This is a genomic window from Nitrospirota bacterium (assembly GCA_016207885.1).
Classification (GTDB): domain Bacteria; phylum Nitrospirota; class Thermodesulfovibrionia; order UBA6902; family UBA6902; genus JACQZG01.
Map to the genome: position 1 here is coordinate 482,577 of JACQZE010000003.1, position 20,205 is coordinate 502,781.

19 protein-coding genes, 5 tRNA genes and 1 pseudogene are annotated in these 20,205 nt (G+C 44.9%); 4 read left to right on the top strand and 21 right to left on the bottom strand.

Annotation, left to right across the window (positions count from 1 at the left end; translation table 11 throughout):
- Positions 1-5: 5 nt before the first annotated feature.
- The 8 genes and pseudogenes from nusG to HY807_02475 all read right to left on the bottom strand — a co-directional run bounded on the left by nusG (position 6) and on the right by HY807_02475 (position 2,684).
- Positions 6-530 (bottom strand): transcription termination/antitermination factor NusG, encoded by a 525-nt coding sequence (nusG, locus tag HY807_02440; GenBank protein ID MBI4825270.1) that lies wholly within the window; start codon positions 528-530, stop codon positions 6-8.
- Between the two features lie 7 nt (positions 531-537).
- The gene (secE, locus tag HY807_02445) at positions 538-723 is read right to left on the bottom strand and encodes a preprotein translocase subunit SecE (protein ID MBI4825271.1); all 186 of its coding nucleotides are present in this window, start codon (positions 721-723) and stop codon (positions 538-540) included.
- Positions 724-755: 32 nt separating this feature from the next.
- Positions 756-831, bottom strand: a tRNA-Trp gene (locus HY807_02450).
- A gap of 89 nt (positions 832-920) precedes the next feature.
- Positions 921-1,073, bottom strand: coding sequence for a 50S ribosomal protein L33 (rpmG, locus tag HY807_02455; GenBank protein ID MBI4825272.1), 153 nt, complete (start codon positions 1,071-1,073; stop codon positions 921-923).
- Between the two features lie 40 nt (positions 1,074-1,113).
- Positions 1,114-2,213: pseudogene (locus tag HY807_02460) on the bottom strand (elongation factor Tu).
- A gap of 57 nt (positions 2,214-2,270) precedes the next feature.
- A tRNA-Gly gene (locus HY807_02465) sits at positions 2,271-2,345 on the bottom strand.
- Between the two features lie 105 nt (positions 2,346-2,450).
- Positions 2,451-2,535: transfer RNA gene (locus HY807_02470), tRNA-Tyr, on the bottom strand.
- A 73-nt stretch (positions 2,536-2,608) separates the two neighbouring features.
- Positions 2,609-2,684 (bottom strand) — tRNA-Thr (locus HY807_02475).
- Positions 2,685-3,047: 363 nt separating this feature from the next.
- Between HY807_02475 and HY807_02480 the strand changes: the two genes are divergently transcribed.
- Both HY807_02480 and smpB read left to right on the top strand, forming a co-directional pair.
- Entirely contained in the window at positions 3,048-3,437 is a 390-nt protein-coding gene (locus HY807_02480) for a hypothetical protein (protein ID MBI4825273.1), read from the top strand.
- 65 nt (positions 3,438-3,502) lie between these two features.
- The gene (gene smpB / locus HY807_02485; protein ID MBI4825274.1) at positions 3,503-3,955 is read left to right on the top strand and encodes an SsrA-binding protein SmpB; all 453 of its coding nucleotides are present in this window, start codon (positions 3,503-3,505) and stop codon (positions 3,953-3,955) included.
- A 26-nt stretch (positions 3,956-3,981) separates the two neighbouring features.
- On the opposite strand, the gene HY807_02490 is transcribed toward smpB, so the two are convergent.
- From HY807_02490 to HY807_02550, 13 genes are all read right to left on the bottom strand, one after another.
- Positions 3,982-5,202, bottom strand: coding sequence for a phosphoglycerate kinase (locus HY807_02490; protein MBI4825275.1), 1,221 nt, complete (start codon positions 5,200-5,202; stop codon positions 3,982-3,984).
- Positions 5,203-5,210: 8 nt separating this feature from the next.
- A complete protein-coding gene (gap, locus tag HY807_02495; protein ID MBI4825276.1) occupies positions 5,211-6,212 on the bottom strand; it encodes a type I glyceraldehyde-3-phosphate dehydrogenase in 1,002 nt (333 codons plus the stop codon).
- Positions 6,213-6,343: 131 nt separating this feature from the next.
- On the bottom strand, positions 6,344-6,901 hold the full coding sequence (gene frr / locus HY807_02500) for a ribosome recycling factor (GenBank protein ID MBI4825277.1): 558 nt from the start codon (positions 6,899-6,901) through the stop codon (positions 6,344-6,346).
- Positions 6,870-7,625, bottom strand: a complete 756-nt coding sequence (locus tag HY807_02505) for a UMP kinase (GenBank protein MBI4825278.1) — start codon at positions 7,623-7,625, stop codon at positions 6,870-6,872. The genes frr and HY807_02505 overlap by 32 nt, the downstream gene beginning before the upstream one ends.
- A gap of 15 nt (positions 7,626-7,640) precedes the next feature.
- Positions 7,641-8,504 carry an elongation factor Ts gene (locus HY807_02510; protein MBI4825279.1) on the bottom strand — a complete coding sequence of 288 codons (864 nt, stop codon included), beginning with the start codon at positions 8,502-8,504 and terminating at the stop codon, positions 7,641-7,643.
- Positions 8,501-9,325, bottom strand: coding sequence for a 30S ribosomal protein S2 (gene rpsB / locus HY807_02515; GenBank protein ID MBI4825280.1), 825 nt, complete (start codon positions 9,323-9,325; stop codon positions 8,501-8,503). The genes HY807_02510 and rpsB overlap by 4 nt, the downstream gene beginning before the upstream one ends.
- Before the next feature lie 204 nt (positions 9,326-9,529).
- Positions 9,530-9,958, bottom strand: coding sequence for an FHA domain-containing protein (locus tag HY807_02520; GenBank protein ID MBI4825281.1), 429 nt, complete (start codon positions 9,956-9,958; stop codon positions 9,530-9,532).
- Positions 9,959-10,020: 62 nt separating this feature from the next.
- Positions 10,021-12,036, bottom strand: coding sequence for an NAD-dependent DNA ligase LigA (gene ligA, locus HY807_02525; protein ID MBI4825282.1), 2,016 nt, complete (start codon positions 12,034-12,036; stop codon positions 10,021-10,023).
- Complete coding sequence (locus tag HY807_02530; protein MBI4825283.1) at positions 12,029-12,526, bottom strand: CinA family protein; 498 nt, start codon at positions 12,524-12,526, stop codon at positions 12,029-12,031. The genes ligA and HY807_02530 overlap by 8 nt, the downstream gene beginning before the upstream one ends.
- A 74-nt stretch (positions 12,527-12,600) precedes the next feature.
- Positions 12,601-12,677 (bottom strand) — tRNA-Met (locus HY807_02535).
- Positions 12,678-12,719: 42 nt separating this feature from the next.
- The gene (locus HY807_02540; protein MBI4825284.1) at positions 12,720-13,478 is read right to left on the bottom strand and encodes an amino acid ABC transporter ATP-binding protein; all 759 of its coding nucleotides are present in this window, start codon (positions 13,476-13,478) and stop codon (positions 12,720-12,722) included.
- A 133-nt stretch (positions 13,479-13,611) separates the two neighbouring features.
- On the bottom strand, positions 13,612-16,887 hold the full coding sequence (locus tag HY807_02545) for a molybdopterin-dependent oxidoreductase (protein ID MBI4825285.1): 3,276 nt from the start codon (positions 16,885-16,887) through the stop codon (positions 13,612-13,614).
- Positions 16,888-17,005: 118 nt separating this feature from the next.
- Positions 17,006-17,338: a winged helix-turn-helix transcriptional regulator gene (locus tag HY807_02550; protein MBI4825286.1), complete on the bottom strand. Its 333-nt coding sequence runs from the start codon at positions 17,336-17,338 to the stop codon at positions 17,006-17,008.
- A gap of 181 nt (positions 17,339-17,519) precedes the next feature.
- On the opposite strand from HY807_02550, the gene HY807_02555 reads away from it, so the two are divergent.
- Both HY807_02555 and HY807_02560 read left to right on the top strand, forming a co-directional pair.
- Entirely contained in the window at positions 17,520-19,034 is a 1,515-nt protein-coding gene (locus HY807_02555; GenBank protein MBI4825287.1) for a glycosyltransferase, read from the top strand.
- A gap of 72 nt (positions 19,035-19,106) precedes the next feature.
- Positions 19,107-20,144, top strand: a complete 1,038-nt coding sequence (locus HY807_02560) for a hypothetical protein (GenBank protein ID MBI4825288.1) — start codon at positions 19,107-19,109, stop codon at positions 20,142-20,144.
- The last annotated feature ends 61 nt before the right edge of the window (positions 20,145-20,205 follow it).

Here is a 20,205-nt window from a genome sequence, read left to right on the forward strand (position 1 = left end):
TATTTTTATGTCTTTTCAACCTGTAAGAAATCCAGCTCAACAGATGTCTGCCTGCCGAACACGCTGACCATGATCTTCAGCTTATTGTGAATGTCATCTATCTCATCAACAAAACCGTTGAAATTGGCAAAGGCGCCGTCAGTTATCCGTACATCATCACCCTTGTTGAACTGGGTCTTGACCCTTGATGAAGATCCGTCTTCCATCTGCCGTATAATAACGTCCACTTCATCCTGCTGAAGCGGGGCAGGTATTTCGCCGCCTACGAACCCTGTGACCCTCGGGGTGCTGCTGACAAGGTGCCACGTCTCGTTATTAAGTTCCATCTTTATCAGGATATATCCCGGATAGAACTTCCTTTCCAACTGCTTCTTTTTCCCGGCCTTCAACTCTACCACCTTTTCGGTAGGTATCATGATCTGCTCGATCTTTTCGGTCAGCCCCCGCCTGCGCGCGCCGTCCTCAATAGTTGCCTTTACCTTATCCTCAAAGCCGGAGTAAATATGCACAACATACCATTCCATAGTTATAATCCTTTTACTTGATAACTAATTCTATTAGTTTGGAAAGCACCAGATCTATCACTCCAAGGAAAAATGCCGTAATAAATACCAGCACAAGCACGACCTTGGTCGAACCTATCACTTCCTCCTTACCTGGGAAAACAACCTTCTTTAATTCTGTCTTTACTTCCGTAAAAAATAATTTTATCTTTTCGAACACTTTTTCCGCCTTCCCTTTAAAATAAAGTTAAATGGCAGGCCAGGAGGGATTTGAACCCCCAGCCCTCGGATTTGGAGTCCGGCGCTCTACCGTTAGAGCTACTGGCCTATACCAAAATCAAAATAATAATTTTAAATTTAAATTAAGGTTATAAAAAATTACCTGCTTAATTTTGATCTTTAATCTTTGGGTTTTCTCTATGCCTTTGTCTCTTTATGAATTACGTGCTGCCTGCAATGCTTGCAGTATTTCTTGAGATTAAGCTTCTCTTTTGTGTTCTTCTTGTTCTTTGTAGTGGAGTAGTTCTTATTCTTGCAGCTTGTACACTGTAAAAGTATTATATCCTGCATTTATCCCGTTTCCTTTTAGTGTTTTAGAATATGTTCGGTTCTATTCAATGACCTTTGCGACAACACCTGCTCCCACTGTCCTTCCGCCCTCTCTCACCGCAAACCTCAATCCCTCTTCCATCGCTATGTTGCTTATGAGCTCAACTTCTATATTGACGTTGTCTCCGGGCATTACCATCTCTACTCCCTCAGGCAGCTGCGCTATTCCCGTTACGTCCGTCGTCCTGAAGTAAAACTGCGGCCTGTATCCTTTAAAGAACGGCGTATGCCTTCCGCCCTCTTCTTTTGTAAGTATGTATACTTCCGCATTGAACTTCTTGTGCGGGGTTATGCTCCCTGGCTTTGCCAATACCATGCCTCTTTCAACTTCGTCTTTGGCCGTTCCCCTGAGAAGCCTACGTTCTCTCCTACTTTCAATATTCCTCTTTCTACTCTGCCTGTACAGACTGTCCCTCTTCCTGAGATGCTGAATACGTCTTCTATCGGCATAAGGAACGGCTTGTCTGTGTCTCTTACAGGTGTCGGTATGTAACTGTCCAAAGCGTCCATCAGCTCTTTCAGGCTCTTGTATTCTTCTGCGTTAGGGTCTGTGCTGGTGCTCTCTATTGCTTTGAGCGCGGATCCCTTGATTATTGGAACATCATCCCCAGGAAAGTCATATTTGCTTAAGAGCTCTCTTATCTCCATCTCTACAAGCTCTAACAGTTCAGGGTCATCTACCTGGTCTGTCTTGTTCATGTATACGATTATGTACGGAACTCCTACCTGTCTTGCAAGAAGGATATGCTCTCTCGTCTGCGGCATCGGCCCGTCTGCTGCCGACACTACAAGCACTGCTCCGTCCATCTGCGCCGCTCCTGTTATCATGTTCTTTACGTAATCAGCATGCCCCGGACAGTCTACATGCGCGTAGTGCCTTGCCGCTGTCTGGTATTCTACATGCGCTGTTGCTATGGTTATTCCCCTTGCCTTCTCTTCAGGGGCATTGTCTATGGAATCATATGCGCGGTATGTCGCTCCGCCGCCAAATGCCAAATATTTAGTTATAGCTGCCGTTAATGTCGTCTTCCCATGGTCAACATGCCCTATTGTTCCTACGTTAACGTGCGGCTTCCCTCTGTCAAATTTCGCCTTTGCCATTACTCCCCTCCTTTATTCCCCTTTGCCAACTGAGCTACATGGGCGTCTCCTTTATAATGGAGCGGGAAACGGGACTCGAACCCGCGACCCTCAGCTTGGAAGGCTGACGCTCTACCACTGAGCTACTCCCGCACACAATAAAGTTAAAAGTGAAAAATTAAAAAACCTTTTGATCCTTTAACTCTTAACTTTTAATTCTCAACTTTCAAATACAAAGTCTGCAAAGCAAACTTTGCATGGTGGAGAGGGGAGGATTCGAACCTCCGAAGGCGGAGCCGTCAGATTTACAGTCTGATCCCTTTGGCCACTCGGGAACCTCTCCTGATCCAAAGTCAAGAGTAAAAAGTGAAGGACTTTATGTCTTCAACTTATAACTCTCAACCACTCTGTTTCAATGGAGCCGATGAGAGGATTTGAACCCCCGACCAGCTGATTACAAATCAGCTGCTCTACCAACTGAGCTACATCGGCAATCACAATATCTTAAGAAAAAAACAACAGTCCAGCCTTTGCACAAAGATTCACTGTACGTTCCCGCAAACGCTTAAAGCAAACCATTAAGTACAAACCGCATGGGATAGATAATATAATAAAAACAGTCCGTTTTGGTCAACTTGCATTATAGCACGGACATTTTTTCTTTTACAAGTACTGGAATAATATTTGCTAAATAATAAAAATTATATTTCACAACCCCTAATATATCACCATATAACTTTAAAGAGCCTATTTAAGAAAAGCCCTCTTGCATGTGAAAAGATTTTCTGTTAAAACTATAAATACCTCGATTAATTATCAACATCTACAAATAACAATAGTTAAAAGGAGGATCAGATGAAAAATCTTAAGTTATTGCTTGTTGTTGCAGTTATTGCAGGGTTAGTGTTTATCTATGAGACATCCAGAGCCGAGGATGTGCCGGGCTACGGAACTTCCGGACATGTTGAAAAAATTGGAGATGCCGCAAAGGGCAAGGTATTATTTAATGATCCAAAATTAGGCAACGGCACAACTGGTAAATCATGCAACTCATGCCATCCAAATGGAAGAAACCTTGAACATGCAGGTGAAAAAACAGCATTTAACATTATGGGCAAAAAACAGGGCAGCCTTGAGGAAGCTGTGAATATCTGTATCGAAATGCCTCTCAAGGGGAAAGCTATTGATCCCAAGGGACAGGATATGAAGGATATTGTTTCCTATATAAAATCGCTGAAGAAATAAAGCCTCATGCTTCACTCATCTCTGAAAATTGACTTAATAAAATTGGTGAGCTATCCTTTCTGCAAATGGATACAAAAGTCGTTGCCACCAACAAAAAAGCGTATCATGACTACACAATACTGGAGACCTATGAGGCCGGGATATCGCTCGTGGGGACTGAGGTCAAGTCATTAAGGGAGGGAAAGGCAAACCTGAAAGAGAGCTATGTCCTTGTTAAGGAAGGCGAGGCTGTTCTTCTTAACTGTCATATCAGCCCGTACAGCCACGGCAATATCAACAACCATGACCCGTTAAGAACGAGAAAGCTGCTTCTTCACAAGAAAGAGATAGAAAGGCTGTGGGGCAGGATCAGGGAGGCGGGGCTGACGGTCGTACCGCTTAAGCTCTATTTCAGCAAAGGTAAAGCTAAATTAGAGATCGGACTTGCAAAAGGCAAGAGACAGTATGAAAAGAGAGATACGATAAAGAAGAAAGAGGCAGACAGGGAGATTCAGCGCCATTTAAAAAGGGATAAGTAGTTGAACGAAAAACACTAAACTGAAACTTATTTGTCCGTCAGCGCCTCAAGGCCCGGCAGCCCCTTGCCTTCAAGAAGTTCAAGAGATGCGCCTCCTCCGGTCGAGATAAATGACATGCTTTCAGAAACTCCCGCCCTGTTAACGGCAAGCGCGGTATCTCCTCCACCAACTATGGTCAAAGCATAAGCGTCTGCAACAGAACGTGCAACCGCAAATGTGCCGCGGGAGAATGCATCCACCTCAAAAACGCCCATAGGGCCGTTCCACAGGATGGTCTTTGCGTTTCCAAGCGCCTCTGAAAAGAGCTTTGCGGAAGCAGGGCCTATATCAAGCCCCTTCCATCCGTCCGGTATCTCCTGAGTGGTGACAACCTTTGCCTCTGCGCCGGGCTCCATGCTCTGAGCGATGACACAGTCTACCGGTATATAAAACTTAATGCCTTTTGACAGGCAATTTCTCCTGATATCTTTGGCAAGGTCAAGCATATCATTCTCAACAAGCGAATCTCCGACAGGATGCCCTAACGCCTTTAAAAATGTATACGCCATCCCGCCGCCTACGATAACTTTATCAACCTTGTCCGCAAGATTTTCTATGACGCCGATCTTTCCTGAAACCTTTGCCCCGCCAAGGATGGCCACAAAAGGCCTTACCGGACGGTTAATGACGCCCTGAAGATACTCTATCTCTTTCTGAAGAAGGAAGCCTGCTGCAGAAGGAAGATGTTTTGCGATACCTGTTATAGAACCATGCGCCCTGTGGGCAGCGCCGAATGCGTCATTAACAAAATAATCCGCGAGCCTTGCAAGGGCGCTGCCGAACTCATCATCATTATCCTCCTCCCCTTTATGAAACCTCAGGTTCTCAAGAAGGATAATATCGCCCTCAGCCATCTTCCCGACAGCAGCTTCGACTTCCGGCCCCACGCATTCCTCTATAAATGTCACCTCTTTCTTTATCAGGCGCTGGAGCCTTCTGGCAACAGAGGCAAGGCTGTAGCGTTTATCCTCGCTTCCTTTAGGCCTTCCGAGATGCGATGCAAGGATTATCTTTGCCCCTTCGTCAATAGCATAATTTATCGTCGGGAGCGCGGAACGTATCCTCGTGTCGTCTGTAATGTTGAGATCCTTATCCAGAGGCACGTTAAAATCAACGCGTATGAAGACCCTCTTCCCCTTTATATTGAGGTCCCTGATGGAAAGTTTATTTAAAACTCCTTTAATAGGTGAATAAGGATTATCTTTCATGGCCGTAATTATTTTTTACCTGCTATATATGAGATCAGGTCAACCACCTTGTTGGAATAGCCCCATTCATTGTCATACCACGAGACCAGCTTAACAAAGTTATTATTAAGGGCTATGCCTGCGTTTGCGTCAAATACGGATGTGCATGTTTCACCAAGAAAATCGGTTGAAACAACCGCATCCTCTGTATAGCCGAGAATTCCCTTCAGTTCATTTTCCGATGCGCTCTTGAGAGCAGCCTTTATCTCATCATAGGTTGCGCCTTTCTCAATGCGGCATGTCAGGTCAACAACAGAAACATTCGGGGTCGGAACCCTGAACGCCATACCTGTCAGCTTGCCGTTAAGAGACGGGATGACCTTGCCGACAGCCTTGGCAGCCCCTGTGCCTGAGGGGATGATGTTCTGGCCTGCTCCGCGGCCTCCGCGCCAGTCTTTGGCGGATGGCCCGTCAACTGTTTTTTGAGTCGCTGTAACAGCATGAACAGTGGTCATAAGCCCTTCGATGATCCCGAACTTGTCATGTATGACCTTGGCGAGCGGGGCGAGGCAGTTTGTTGTGCATGACGCATTTGAAACTATATCCTGTCCTGCGTATGTTTCATTATTGACACCCATGACAAACATTGGGGTATTATCCTTTGAAGGGGCTGACATTACAACTTTTTTGGCGCCTGCCTGAATGTGCTTCCTCGCTGTTTCATCTGAAAGGAAGAGGCCTGTTGATTCAACAACAAATTCCGCTCCAACAGCATCCCATTTCAGGTTAGCGGGATCTTTTTCCGCGGTAACGCGTATCTCTTTGCCGTTCACAACCAGATTCCCGCCTTTGACCTCTACCTTCCCCTTGAACCTGCCGTGAGTGGAATCATACTTGAGCATATATGCCATATATTCAACATCAATAAGATCATTGATCCCGACCACCTCAATATCCGGACGGTCAACCGCGACACGAAAAACAAGCCTGCCTATCCTTCCAAATCCGTTGATACCTACACGTATAGCCATTCCTTCCTCCTGGTGTTTTTATTTATATAATAATAGCTGATATTTTAAGTGCCTGTTAATAAATCTTACAATATAACAATGCTGATTTAAAGGGATATATCAAAAAATTCTGAAAGAGTTTTTGGGGAGAATTATACTTCCATTATCTCCGCCTCTTTGTGTTTGATGATCTCGTCAACCCTCTTAATAAAAGAATCCGTGACCTTCTGCACATCCTCAATGGAGCGTTTGGTATCGTCTTCGCTCAGGTGCTTATCTTTTTCCAGCTTCTTCATCTCATCATTGCCGTCACGGCGTATATTCCTGAGCGCGACCTTTGCCTCTTCTCCCTTTTTATGGGCATTCTTGACGATCTCTTTCCTCCGCTCCTCTGTAAGCTGGGGAACTGACAGCCTTATTATCTTTCCATCGTTGGAAGGATTGAGCCCGAGATCAGACTTCTGAATAGCCTTCTCTATCTCAGGGATCATCTTGACATCCCAGGGCTGGATCGTGATCGTCCTGCTTTCAGGAACGCTTAATGTAGCAACGTGGCTTAAGGGAGCCGGTGTTCCGTATGAATTAACAAGTACACCGTCAAGTACAGATATGGACGCCCTGCCGGTCCTGATACTGGCCAGATCCTTTTTTAAGGCATCCAGAGTCTTCTCCATCCTCTCAGTTATTATTTTTTTTGCCTTTTGTTCCATAAGCCTCTCCCCCCCTGACCAAGGTGCCGATTTTTTTGCCTTCAAGGATCTTTTTTATGTTGCCTCTCTTTAGCAGGCTGAACACAATTATTGGAAGATTATTATCTTTACATAGAGATATGGCTGTGGAGTCCATCACTTTGAGCTCTTTATTAAGCACATCTCTGTATGATATCTCTGAGAATTTTTTCGCCGAGGGGTTCTTCACCGGATCACTGCTGTAAACACCGTCTACCTTTGTCGCCTTCATGATCACATCCGCATCTATCTCAACCGCCCTCAAAGCAGCTGCGGTGTCGGTTGTGAAATAAGGATTGCCGGTGCCGGCGGCAAAGATCACACACCTCCCTTTTTCAAGGTGCCTGACCGCTTTTCTCCTGATGTAAGGCTCTGCAAGCTCATGCATCTCTATCGCGGTCTGAAGCCTTGTGGGCACGCCGGACTTTTCAAGCGCGTTCTGAAGGGCCAGCGAGTTGAGCACGGTAGCGAGCATCCCCATGTAATCCGCAGTGGTCCTCTCCATCCCCTCTGAACTGGCCTCAAGCCCCCTGAATATGTTGCCGCCTCCGATAACTATGGCAAGTTCGACTCCGGAGGCTGAGATATCCTTCAGCTCCTTTGCTATGGAAAGGAGCATCTTCTGGTCTATTCCAAAAGCCTTGCTGCCCATAAGGGCCTCGCCGCTTAATTTCAACAATACACGCTTGTACAGTACTCGTGCCATATTAGAATTAACACACTACCTGAGCTGAGAGGCTACCTCTTCAGCGAAATTTTCCTTCTTCTTCTCGATACCTTCACCTACCTGAAACTTGGCAAATCTGTTGATGGCGGCTCCGTTGAGAATATCTTTGACCTTCTGTTTGCCGTCAGGATCCTTGATAAAGAGCTGTTCAAGAAGGCATGTCTCTCCGAAAAATTTCTCCAGCTTGCCCTCAACTATTTTGCCGACAACATTGGCAGGCTTGCCGGATTCCTTCACCTGAGCTTCAAAAATAGCGCGCTCCCTGTCAAGATCCTCGGCAGGCACTGTCTCACGGCTCAGATAAAGCGGGTTAGCGGCCGCTATCTGCATTGCGATGTCTCTGCCCATCTGTTCGTCTCCCCCTGAATAATCAACTATGACGCCGATACGCGTGCCGTGCAGGTATGAGGCGATCTTGCCGTTTGTTTCAAATCGGACAAACCTGCGGACAGAGAGATTCTCGCCTATCTTCTGAATAAGCTCCTGCCGCCTCGCCTCTACAGTTATGTTTCCCAGCGGCGAGTTCGAAAGACTTTCAATGTCAGCCGGATTCTGCGTTGAGACAAGCCCGGCGATCTCTCCGGCGAATTTCTGGAACTCCTCATTTTTCGAGACAAAATCAGTCTCGCTATTGACTTCGACAAGAACACCGGTTGTGCCGGTGACATTGAGTGCGATTATTCCTTCTGCCGTGATGCGCCCTGCTTTTTTGGCTGCAGCGGCGAGCCCTTTTTGACGGAGAAGGTCTATTGCCTTTTTAAGATCACCGCCGCTTTCAGTAAGCGCTTTTTTGCACTCCATCATGCCCGCGCCGGTCTGCTCTCTAAGTTCCTTAACATCACTCGCGCTTATGCTCATTCTGATACTTCCTCCTTCTCTGCCTCTTCTACTTCTATCTCTGAGTCCTTTTCCCTCGCAGCCTTTTTCTCTGATAATTCTTTTTCCGCAGCAGCTTTTGAAGCAGCCATCTTTTCTTTGGCCTCGTTTGCGGCTTTATTGTATATTTCCCTGCCCTCAATAACCGCGTCAGCCATTCTGGCAGTTATCAGCTTGATCGCCCTTATGGCATCATCATTCCCCGGAATGACAAGATCGATTTCATCAGGGTCACAGTTAGTATCCACAACAGCGATTATCGGAATTGAAAGTTTTTTCGCCTCTGCAACAGCTATCCTCTCCTTTTTGGGATCAATGATAAACATTGCGCCGGGGAGTGTGTGCATGTCCTTAACCCCTATAAGGTTCTTCTCAAGGCGGATCCTCTCTTTTTCATACTTGGCGACCTCTTTCTTGGTAAGGAGGCTGTATGTCCCGTCTTCCTTCATCTTCTCTATCTTCTTCAGTTTCTCGATGCTCTGCTTGATGGTCTTGAAGTTGGTCAGAACGCCGCCGAGCCAGCGCTGGTTTATATAGTAGCATCCGGCCCTTTGAGACTCTTCCGTGACCACATCCTGCGCCTGCTTCTTTGTCCCTACAAAAATGATGGATTCGCCGGCGCTGGAAAGCTCCTTGATAAAGTTGTACGCGTCATCCAGCATCTTGATCGTCTTCTGAAGATCAATGATGTAAATCCCGTTGCGGGCCCCGAAAATATACTTCTTCATCTTCGGGTTCCACCTTTTTACCTGATGCCCGAAATGGACACCTGACTCCAACAGCTCTTTCATTGTTACTACCATGTGTGTGCCTCCTTAGTTTTTTTCCTCCGTCCTTTCCCTCTTCATTCCGATTTATCGGAACACTAAAAGAGAGAATATTGGGTGGACGTGTGTATTTGCCGGGAAAGACCGGCTTATCCCGAACTTGTAGTAGCCTATCATATATAAGCCTTTTATATCAATAGGTTATTAGAGCAGGGCAATCGTTTTTAAAAAAAACAGCCATTACCCGGAAGGCAAAATGAATTTAAAAACATACGGGGATTTGGGAGTTCCTATTACAACAATGCTCCCGTTTTTAAGAGGATAATATTCTGCTTCGTGAGGTTTGCCGATATTATGACCGTCGACAGTTGTGCCGCACGAACTGTTGAGATCCATAATTTCATAAGTATCATCTTCTTTTTTTTCGATCTGAATATGCTCCCTTGAAATATTCAGATGCTTGCCGTTATCGATCAGATAACAGTCATTATTCGGAGAGTTCCCGGGATTTCGGCGGTCGAATGCAAGCCCATTGCCGCTGTTTATTATCCCGCTCCTGGATTGGCGCCCGATGCGGAAAGGAAATTTATTTATTTGTATCTCACTTTCCGTGATAGAATTCCGGGCTTCTTCTGTTAATGGATGTAAAACAGGTACCGGCTTGTTCAATTAATTTTCTCCCAATGTGTTTAAATGGTTTAGTAATGTTTAAAAATCAACTATAAGCCTTATCAGTTCTTGCTAATGCCGATCATCTGAAGCAGTTCCTGATAGGATATTATCTTTATGCCAAGCTTTTCAGCTTTGGCAAGCTTTGACCCGGCATTTTCACCTGCAACGAGAAAGTCCGTACTTTTTGAGACAGAGCCGGAAGCATGTCCTCCCATCTTGTCTATCTGCTCTTCGATCTCATCACGGGGAATAGGCATGGTGCCGGTAATTACAAATGTGAGTCCGCTCAGCGGCAGATCTTTCACATCTCCGCTGCCGAAATCAGGGTTTGAAATAATTAGAGGCAGGGATTTAAGGGTTTTCAGATTTTCAGGGTCATCAAAGAATGCCGAAACAGAGGCTGCTGTTTTTTCACCCATCTGTTTTATAGCAATGATAGTTTCAGTATCCACATTGTAAAGATCATTTATAGTTCTGAAGTTTTTTGCAAGCAGCTTTGCGGCGTACTCTCCGACATGGGTTATGCCGAGAGAATATATGAACTTTGCAAGCGTGGTCTTTTTGCTCTTCTCGATCGCATCTATAAGATTCTGAGCTGACTTTTCGGCAAACCTCGGAAGCTCAAGCAGGTCTTCTTTTTTTAATCTGTAAATATCAACAAAGTGTTTTATCAGCCCTTGAGAATACAGGAGTTCCACATTCTTCTCGCCAAGCCCTTCAATATCCATCGCAGCCCTTGAGACATAATGCCCGATGCGCTGCTGTACCTGCGCTGTGCAGTTCAAACCTATACAGCGGAATGCCACACCGCCTTCATCCCTTTCAACCGCTGAACCGCATATTGGACATTTTTCCGGCGGGCTGAAATGCCTCTCTTTGCCTGTCCGCTTCTCCTTTATTGCTTCAACAACATGAGGTATGACATCGCCGGCACGTTCAACTATAACCGTGTCGCCGATGCGAATATCCTTTCGCTCTATCTCATCCCAGTTATGAAGCGTGGAACGTGAGACAGTGACCCCGCCTATTCTGACAGGTTCAAGAAAGGCAACAGGAGTGATCGTCCCTGTCCTTCCCACGCTTGCGATTATATCGATTATCTTTGTGATACCCTGATGCGCCTTGAATTTGTATGCAGTCGCCCAGCGGGGTTCTCTTGTCTTAATGCCGAGGGCTTTCTGCAATTCTAAGTCATTGACCTTTATTACCGCTCCGTCCGTTTCAAAAGGGAATGAGCTTCTCTTTTGCTCTATCTCTTTGATGACATCAATGACTTCATCGATCCCTCTGACAAGTTTAATAAGTGCGGGAACAGGGAAATGCGCTTTTTTAAGCCACTGGATAAACTCCCACTGGCTTTTGAAATCAACCCCTTTCACAAAACCTATTCCGTAACATGCGAGATGGAGTTTCCTTTTTGCCGTTATAGATGAATCAAGCTGTCTTATTGAACCGGCGGCAGCGTTTCTCGGATTTGCAAATGGAGGCTCGCCTTCTTTTCCCCTCTCCCTGTTAAGCGCCTCAAACTCCTTGATGTCTATATAAACTTCCCCGCGAATATCAATTTCTCCCGGCACTTCTCTGCCTTCTATCTTCAGCGGCACAGCCTTTATGGTCTTGATATTAACGGTTACATCTTCTCCTTCATAACCGTCGCCCCTTGTTGATGCCTTATATAAGATCCCGTTCCTGTAAGTAAGTTCCATTGCCAGCCCGTCATACTTCGGCTCAACAGTGTATTCAATCTCTTCGTCCGATTTAAGAAACCTCTTTACCCTCTCGTCAAACTCCCTCACCTCATCATGAGAGAATGCGTTATCGAGCGAAAGCATCGGTTCTGTATGTTTTACTTTTTCAAACTTATCAAGCGGAGGAGCGCCTACACGCTGCGTCGGGGAGTCAGGAAGGACGTAATGATATTCTTCTTCAAGCTCTTTAAGATGCCTGTAAAGACGGTCGTATTCTTCATCAGAGATTTCAGGGGAGTCAATTACGTGGTAACGGTAGCAATGATAATTAAGGTCTTTGACGAGTTCTTCTATCTCTTTTTTTGTTCTTTCAGAAATATCAGCCATCGTTCTCCACTATCTCCGCAAGAAACCTTAGCGATGAAAGGGCGGCTTCCTCTTTGTTCTCCTCCCTGTCTCCTTTCAGAAGCAGTTGCAGTGTGACAGCCTTATCTTTTCTGCAGACAGCGATAAAGACAAGTCCCTTAGCTTTGCCCTCAAGCACATCAGGGCCGAGGTTGCCGGTTGTGGAGAGGGCGTAGTCTGAGCCTGATATTGAACGGATCCCGTCAGCCATGACAACCGCTGTCTCCTCACTGACCATGCCGAACTTCCTTATGGTTTCGGGTGATACATGCAGTATATCCTTCTTTGCTTCTTCAGAATATGAGACAACCCCTGCCTTAAAAAACAGGCTTGCACCGGAGAGCGAGGTGATAAGGTGGCTGATAAGCCCGCCTGTGCATGATTCAGCTACGGCAAGGCTCAATCCTTTATCCCTGAAAAGCTTGTGAACCCTCTGCGCAACATCTAAAAGATCCTGTTTCATAAGTGCCATTTTAACATTTTATCATGCAAGAACATAGCAACAAAAAAAGGACTCACGGAAAACCGTAAGTCCTTGATTGTTATTGGTAGCGGGGGCCGGATTTGAACCGACGGCCTTCGGGTTATGAGCCCGACGAGCTACCAGACTGCTCCACCCCGCGACATACTTAAATTACTTTAATGCCTCTGAAAAGTCAAACAGGCTATTCTTTTTCCTCGTTGTAACAAAAGACAGGCATGTGCAGGACATTGCTCATAAACGTCTTTGTCCTTTCGTGCTGCGGATCAACAAAAATATTAGGCGGTACGCCGATCTCGACTATCTCGCCATTGTCCATGAAGACAACCCTGTTGGCAACCTGCTGCGCAAAGGCCATCTCATGGCTTACAACAACCATCGTCATTCCCTCTTCCGCAAGCGAGACCATGACGTCCAGAACCTCGTTTATCAGCTCAGGGTCAAGCGCGGAAGTCGGTTCATCAAAGAGCATTATCTTGGGCTCCATTGCCAGGCTTCTTGCAATGGCAACTCTCTGCTGCTCCCCGCCTGAAAGCTGAACAGGATAGCTGTCGCGCTTATGAGCCAGCCCCACCTTTTCGAGCAGCTGCATGCCCCTCTCCTCAGCTTCTTTTTTACTGATCTTCCTGACCTTGGTAGGAGCCAGCATAATGTTTTTTATCACCGTCATGTGAGGATAAAGATTGAAGCTCTGAAATACCATGCCGACTTCAGCCCTTAGGGCGGTAATATTTGTAGCAGGGTCGGACATATGAAAACCGTCAACAACGATATCGCCTTTATTGATAGGCTCAAGTTTATTAATGGTTCTGAGAAGGGTGCTCTTTCCTGCGCCGCTGGGCCCGCATATAACAACAACCTCGCCTCTCGATATCTCAAGATTGACATTTTTTATAACATGGTGGTCCTTGAACCACTTGTTTACATTAATGAATTTGATCAATCCTCAGGCCCCCTGATTATTAAAAATAAATAATTTGCGAGGTGCAGCAACTATTAAGTATTTCAAAGAAAAAGCTGTTTTGTCAAGGAGAAGCGCATGATCGCAAGACACTGTAAGATATTTAACAAAAACTTTAAAGCTCTGCTTTCAGCACCTTCACCATAATATCGCCAAACCCGGGCATCCCGGTATAAGCGCTTATATTCTTCGGGTCTGTCAGATCATTTATGTTAAGAGTGTAATCAGAAACATTGCTGAAAAAACCTATGCCTGAAGCCTTCTGTCCTCCGGGGCCAAAGGCGGTCTTGATGACTCCGGGCATGATCTCATCTGTTAAGAAGACCTTACCCTTAACCCTTTTGCCGAGAGGGTTTTCAAGGCTCACAATATCCCCGGTTCTTACATTCAGGCCTTTCCCGTCAGATGTGTTAATGGCAAGCACGGGAATCGATACTGCGCCTTTCTTAAAAGACAGCTCCTTATCATTGGGTAAACCGTAAAAAGTTGAAGAGCTGCCGATATCAGGCATATAATATTGCAATTTATCATTCAGAGGCTGCATGCACTCTGTCTCTGTCTCTGCAAGATATGGGCAGATAGTTGTCATGGTCATTGAATGATGCACCCTGCCGCTTATTAACTGGAAGGGATATCCTTTGTTAATTTCTTTGCATGACGAACTCTTCGGATTCCATTGAGGCTCTGACCAATAGAAGGTCGTCGGCAGGACGGTCCCAAAACGCCTGTTGATATTTTCGGTGTACCCGAATTTAAACTCAAAGCGTTTTGACGGCGTTGCCGGATAAATCCCTGACGGAGAGCCGTCAGCCCTTTTATACCTGTAATAAGATGAAGGCCATACAGCCACCCCGTTATTGTTTCTGAGCCATTTCACAGTAAGAAGCTCCCCATCCTTTATTACCTTGCTGCCCCATACAGCCATTGGGTTATCGGGCGTGCCCAATATCTGACATCCTTCGGGCAGGTCAGGGTATGGGAGAGGATCGCCTATATTGAAAAAACCCGGAGCCTCGCTGAGTATCTCGTTTATGAAACCTTCCTCATTCTCGTAATGACTGCCGAAATCTTCTGCCCGGATATCAGGGTCGCCATTTTTTATAAGCGCCCCGGATAATGCGGTCATTATCTCAAAATCTGTTTTTGAATCATGAAGCGGTTTGATAACCTGATCCCTTAATGCAACCTCCGGGCTCATTGTATAGACATCGCTTACTCCCATCCTTTCAAGATAACCTGCCTCCGGAAGTACGATATCAGCATACTTGCCGGTAACATTTATATGGGTATCAATATATACCATCAGCTCAAGCCTGTATTCACCGTCTTGGCCTTTTGAAGTTAAAGCATCTATCCAGTCCGGGGTGTTCCCTGCGCTGATTACAGGATTGCCAGCCCTTGTTACAAATGCCTTGACAGGATATTCATAGCCCTTGAAAGGGCCGTGCTTAAGCCTGACGCCATCTCTCATCTTTTGCGGCAGGTCGGTCACAACGCCCTTCCATGCAGCAGGATAGTCGCCGTACATATCTTTGTTCAATTCTGAGAGCATGCCTGCGACATCTTTGCCGTTAATATTCCTTACCGCTTCTTTTTTTAAAAATGCCTTGCCTGAAGCCTTATTTCCTTTCTTTGCCTTCTGCGAGTCTATGAAGACAACCCCTCCTGGAACGTCGATGTTTCCTGTTATAAGGCACAGGGCAGACATAATGATTGAAGTAACATCCCCGTTTGTATGATGGGCGGTTCCGTGCATGCCTATCTCAATAGCCGCTGGTTTGGTAATACCCAAAAGGTGAGATACCCGCTCTATTTTTTCCTTTGTAATGCCTGTCTTCTCTTCTGTCCATTCCAAAGAAAAGAATTTGTATCCGTTGGAAGTGTCGATCTTTTCAGACTGAAGGAGAAAGGCGTATCTGAAATCATTCCATCCAACTGTATATTTTTCAATGAACTCATGGTCCATGTACCTTCTGTCCTTATCAGAAGGGTCGTCCTGCTTTATTATGAAGTAAAGCATGCCTGCAAGCAGCGCGGCGTCTGCTCCGGGAAGGATAGGAAGCCAGATGTCAGCCTTTGAAGCAGAGCTTGTATGGGCAGGGTCGATAACAATATATTTACAGCCATTTCCCTCTTTGGCTCCGGGAATGCCGTTTGACATATAGTTGAACCTTGTAGCGACAAAAGGGTTGGAGCCGATGCTCAGCATAAGCTTTGTATCATGTTCATGCTTGAGGCAGGTTTTATTATCATCACCCCGGATCAGAAAAGGCCTTTGAAGGTCAGGCAGAGGCCGCTCATCGCCAAGCATAATGTTCTGTCCCCATTTGCGGTTGGGGTCACATACGCTTCCGTGGTTGAAAGTGTTTGGAGTGCCGAACGCATGAAACAGCCGGTAAAATGCTTCCCGGTCGGTCACATCGCCGACATCCAGAAAGACAGATTCAGGCCCGTGCTCCTTTTTAATGCTGATCAGTTTTTTCGCTATACGATCGCATGCCTCATCCCAGGAGATCTCTTCCCACTTATCTTCGCCTCTCTCTCCTGTTCGCATAAGAGGGGCCTTTATCCTGTGAGGAGAGTATGTAAGCTGCAGGCCGGAAGCCCCTTTTGCGCAGAGTGTTCCGTTATTAATGAGTGAATGGGGATTGCCGTATATCTTCTTCGCGACACCGCCCTGCACCTCGACAGATATGCCGCATTCTGAAGGGCACATGGCGTCAGCGGTGTTGATAAGATTGGCAGATGGTCTGGCTTGAGCTGGAGCCTGTTTTGCTGCCGCATTGGAAGAAATGGTTTTTTCGTCCAACTCATAATGTGTTAACGGCGTAAAGCCTGTCTCACCTTTATACAGATAAAAGACCGAAGGCCCTGTGTTCTCCTCAGTTTTGATAACAAAGAGGCTCTCTTCTTTAAGGGCTTTGGCTATCTCGCTTCTGCCGTCTTTCAGGTCGCCGAATATTATTGCCTTGCCCATACAGCTTTTTACGCACGCGGGCACTTCTCCGGACTTCACCCTTTCATGACAGAAGTCGCATTTCTGAGGCTCTCCTGAGTTTGTATCGATCGCATTGTAAGGGCATTTATCATAGCATTGCAGGCAGTTAACGCAGAGCTCTTTATTAAATACCACTATGCCGTCACTATTTTTTTTAAGCGCCTTTTCTTTACACGCATTTATGCATGGCGGGTTATTGCAATGGTTGCAAAGCCGGGGGATAAAGATTTTCTTTAGATCCGGAAAGTTGCCGGTTTTATACGTCTCAACCCTGCAGCGGAATGCTCCGAATGGCACATTATGTTCCAGTTTGCAGGCAGCCTGGCATGCGTAGCACCCGATGCATTTATTCAGGTTTATCAACATGCCGTATCTTCTTCTCAATCTTGCCATAGACCTAATTTAACTTAACGCCCTTCAAAAGACAAATTGTCCTTCAGAAGGCATATGCGCTACTGAAAGTGATATATTTACAGCAGGTAAAAAGGGTGCGATTAAAAGAAAACCGAAGTTACTTCTTTAAGCCTGTGAATATAAACTTACAGCAGCCGAGGTCAAGGACCTGTTTATCTTCAGACAGGTGGCTCATCAACCTGTTTGTGATCCCATATATTCTCTGTGTTCCTTCTTTTCGTTTCTTCACCAGGCCGCATGATTCAAGGATCTTCAAATGTTTGGAAACATTATAAACCTTGATATCCAGAGTCGTTGCTATGTCCTGGACAGACGCCTCGCCGTTTAAGAGCACATGAATGATCTGAAGCCTTGTTTCATCTGCAAGCGTCTTCAGAATAACTGTCCACTTTATCGAAGATTTTAAATAAGAATCATCATCTGTTTCCATTTTTATAACTATAATGGTCTTTGAAAACAAAATCAAGCATATTTGCACAAATAAACACATATGGAGGGCCATTAATAATAAAGATCGCTGTTAAATTGATTAGAAAAAATCCTCTGTGTTATAATTGCGACAATTATTTATTTCTAATATTTTGATACTATAAATTAATATCATTTAAAAAATGCTTATCTATCTATTCTTAACAATATACTTTTTTATACTGATGACGGTATTCATTTATGCGTCGCACCGTTATTATATGATCTATTTATATTACAGGCACAAGAAAAACCAGCCTGTTCTGAAAAGTAAATTAGACAGCCTTCCGAAAGTGACTATCCAGCTTCCTATATATAATGAAATGTACGTTGTCAGGCGCCTTATCACCGCTTCATGCGGCATGGATTACCCGAGAGAACTTCTGGATATCCAGGTCCTTGATGATTCAACTGACGAGACAAGAGAGATAGCAGAGAAATGTGTCAATGATTTCAAGGAAAAAGGTTATGACATCAGCTATATTCATCGAGAGAACAGAAACGGGTATAAAGCCGGAGCATTGGCTGAGGGCTTAAAGGCTGCAAAGGGAGAATACATCGCAGTATATGACGCTGATTTTGTCCCGCAAAGCGACATGCTGATGAAGACCATCCATTATTTTTCCGACAAATCTGTTGGAATGGTGCAGACCAGATGGACTTACCTGAACAGGAAATATTCTTTTCTTTCACGTATCGAGGCCATGATGCTTGACGGCCACTTTGTTATTGAACATGCCGCAAGGAACTGGTCCGGCAGGTTCTTCAATTTTAACGGTACCGGAGGAATATGGAGAAAAGAGGCCATAGCTTCTGCCGGCGGATGGCAGCATGATACCCTTACCGAAGACCTGGATTTGAGCTATAGAGCTCAATTAAATGGCTGGAAATTCATATTCCTGAAAGATGAAGTTTCTCCTTCAGAGATCCCTGTTGAGATAAACGGCTTTAAAAGCCAGCAGCATAGATGGGCCAAGGGCTCTATTCAAACCGCAAAAAAACTGCTGCCGCAGATATTAAAAAGCAACCTGCCTTTAAAGGTAAAGGTTGAAGCATTTTTTCATCTTACAAACAATTTCTCTTATCTGCTTATGCTTGTGCTTTCTATATTGATGTATCCATCCATGGTTGCAAGAATAAATTTAGGGTGGTTCAAGATGCTTGTAACCGATGTCCCTTTTCTATTTGTAGCAACAGTCGGCATATCCTTTTTCTACATATGTTCACAAAGAGAAGCATATAATGACTGGAGGTCGAGATTGGTCTACCTCCCCATGTTAATGTCACTTGGGATCGGGCTTTCCGTCAATAACTCAAAAGCTGTATTAGAGGCCATCTTTAATAAAGAGACGGAATTTAAAAGAACTCCCAAATATATGATAGAAGATAACAACGACCGGTGGGCCAATAAAAAATACAGGGTCAATTTAAGCCTGCTTTTCATATTTGAACTGCTTCTCGGGATCTATTTCACATTTAATATATATTTTGCTTATATCAACAAGATCTATATTTCCATCCCTTTTCTTATGATCTTTCAGATGGGATATCTTTATGTTGCCTTTTTATCTGTTTTACAGGTAGTATGGAGTCGTTTGCCGCTTCAACGCCTTATTCAAGATACTAAAAAAGAGAGAAAAGAAGCGGTAGCAGCATGACTTCATACAGTTGTAATAAAAATAAATTTTATTTTATAATTCTTAATTCTTGATTAATAGGGGGGTATCTTAATGAAAGATAAAAAAATTCTGGTTTTATTCTTCATCTTTTTCACAGGCTGTTTCCTGATCTCCAACGAAGCACTGGCTGCCTGGACACAGGCAAAAGGCCATTCGTATAATCAGTTATCTTATAGCTATTACGTATCTCAAAATAAATACTCTACGTCTACGCAGGGTGGCGGCGGCGCTGTTTACAGGGTTCCATCCTCCAAGTTCACCTCTACAGACGTATCTTTTTATACTGAATACGGTGTAGTCGACACGGTAACGATCTTTACATCCTTTGCATATAAACAACCCAAGTCTGATGATACCCTTAAATATTCCGGGGAGAAAGGCCCAAGCGGAATCGGTGATGTTGATTTTGGATTAAGATACAATATCGTCCCTAATCTTTTCACTGTTTTTGGCGGTAAGGGACTGTTTTCACTGCAAGGAACCGTTACTACCCCTGAGTTTTATGATTTCGGATTTCCCCTCTCTCATTTAAGCAACGGAGACGGCCACTACAGCTCAAAATTAGAACTTTTATCCGGCTGGGCATTGGGTAAAGGCTATCTGCTTTGCAATTTAGGCTATAAATATATGTGGGAAAATAACAATATCGATATTTGGGATACCAATAATCCTACGCTTGATAGAAGCCAACCTTACGATTATAGATATTCGGATCAGGTGAAATTCTTTCTTGGCGGCGGTTATGCCGTACACCCGAAAGTAGAAGTGAGAGGAAGCCTTGAATATACGAAATCAATTGGTAATTCATATGTCTCTGAAAACTTACTCAATGCTTACCGTACTGATTACGGCGGTCAGGCAGAAGCTACAGAAAAGGGCATTGAACCAAGAAACCTCCTTATAAAAGACACCCTTGGCCTTGAACCTGAGGTAATAACCCTTGGCGTAGGGTTAGCAATCACGACTTCTCCACAAACACAGCTTGTCTTATCACTGAACCAGGATGTCGGCGGCTTTGAGACCTTTTTCAGAACCAGAAACGCCGGGGAAGGAACAACATATGGTGCAGCATTTGTATATATGCACTAATTGAACTTCTATATATTAAAGAAACGAACATTTAAGGCCGTGTCTCTGTTCCAATGAGATA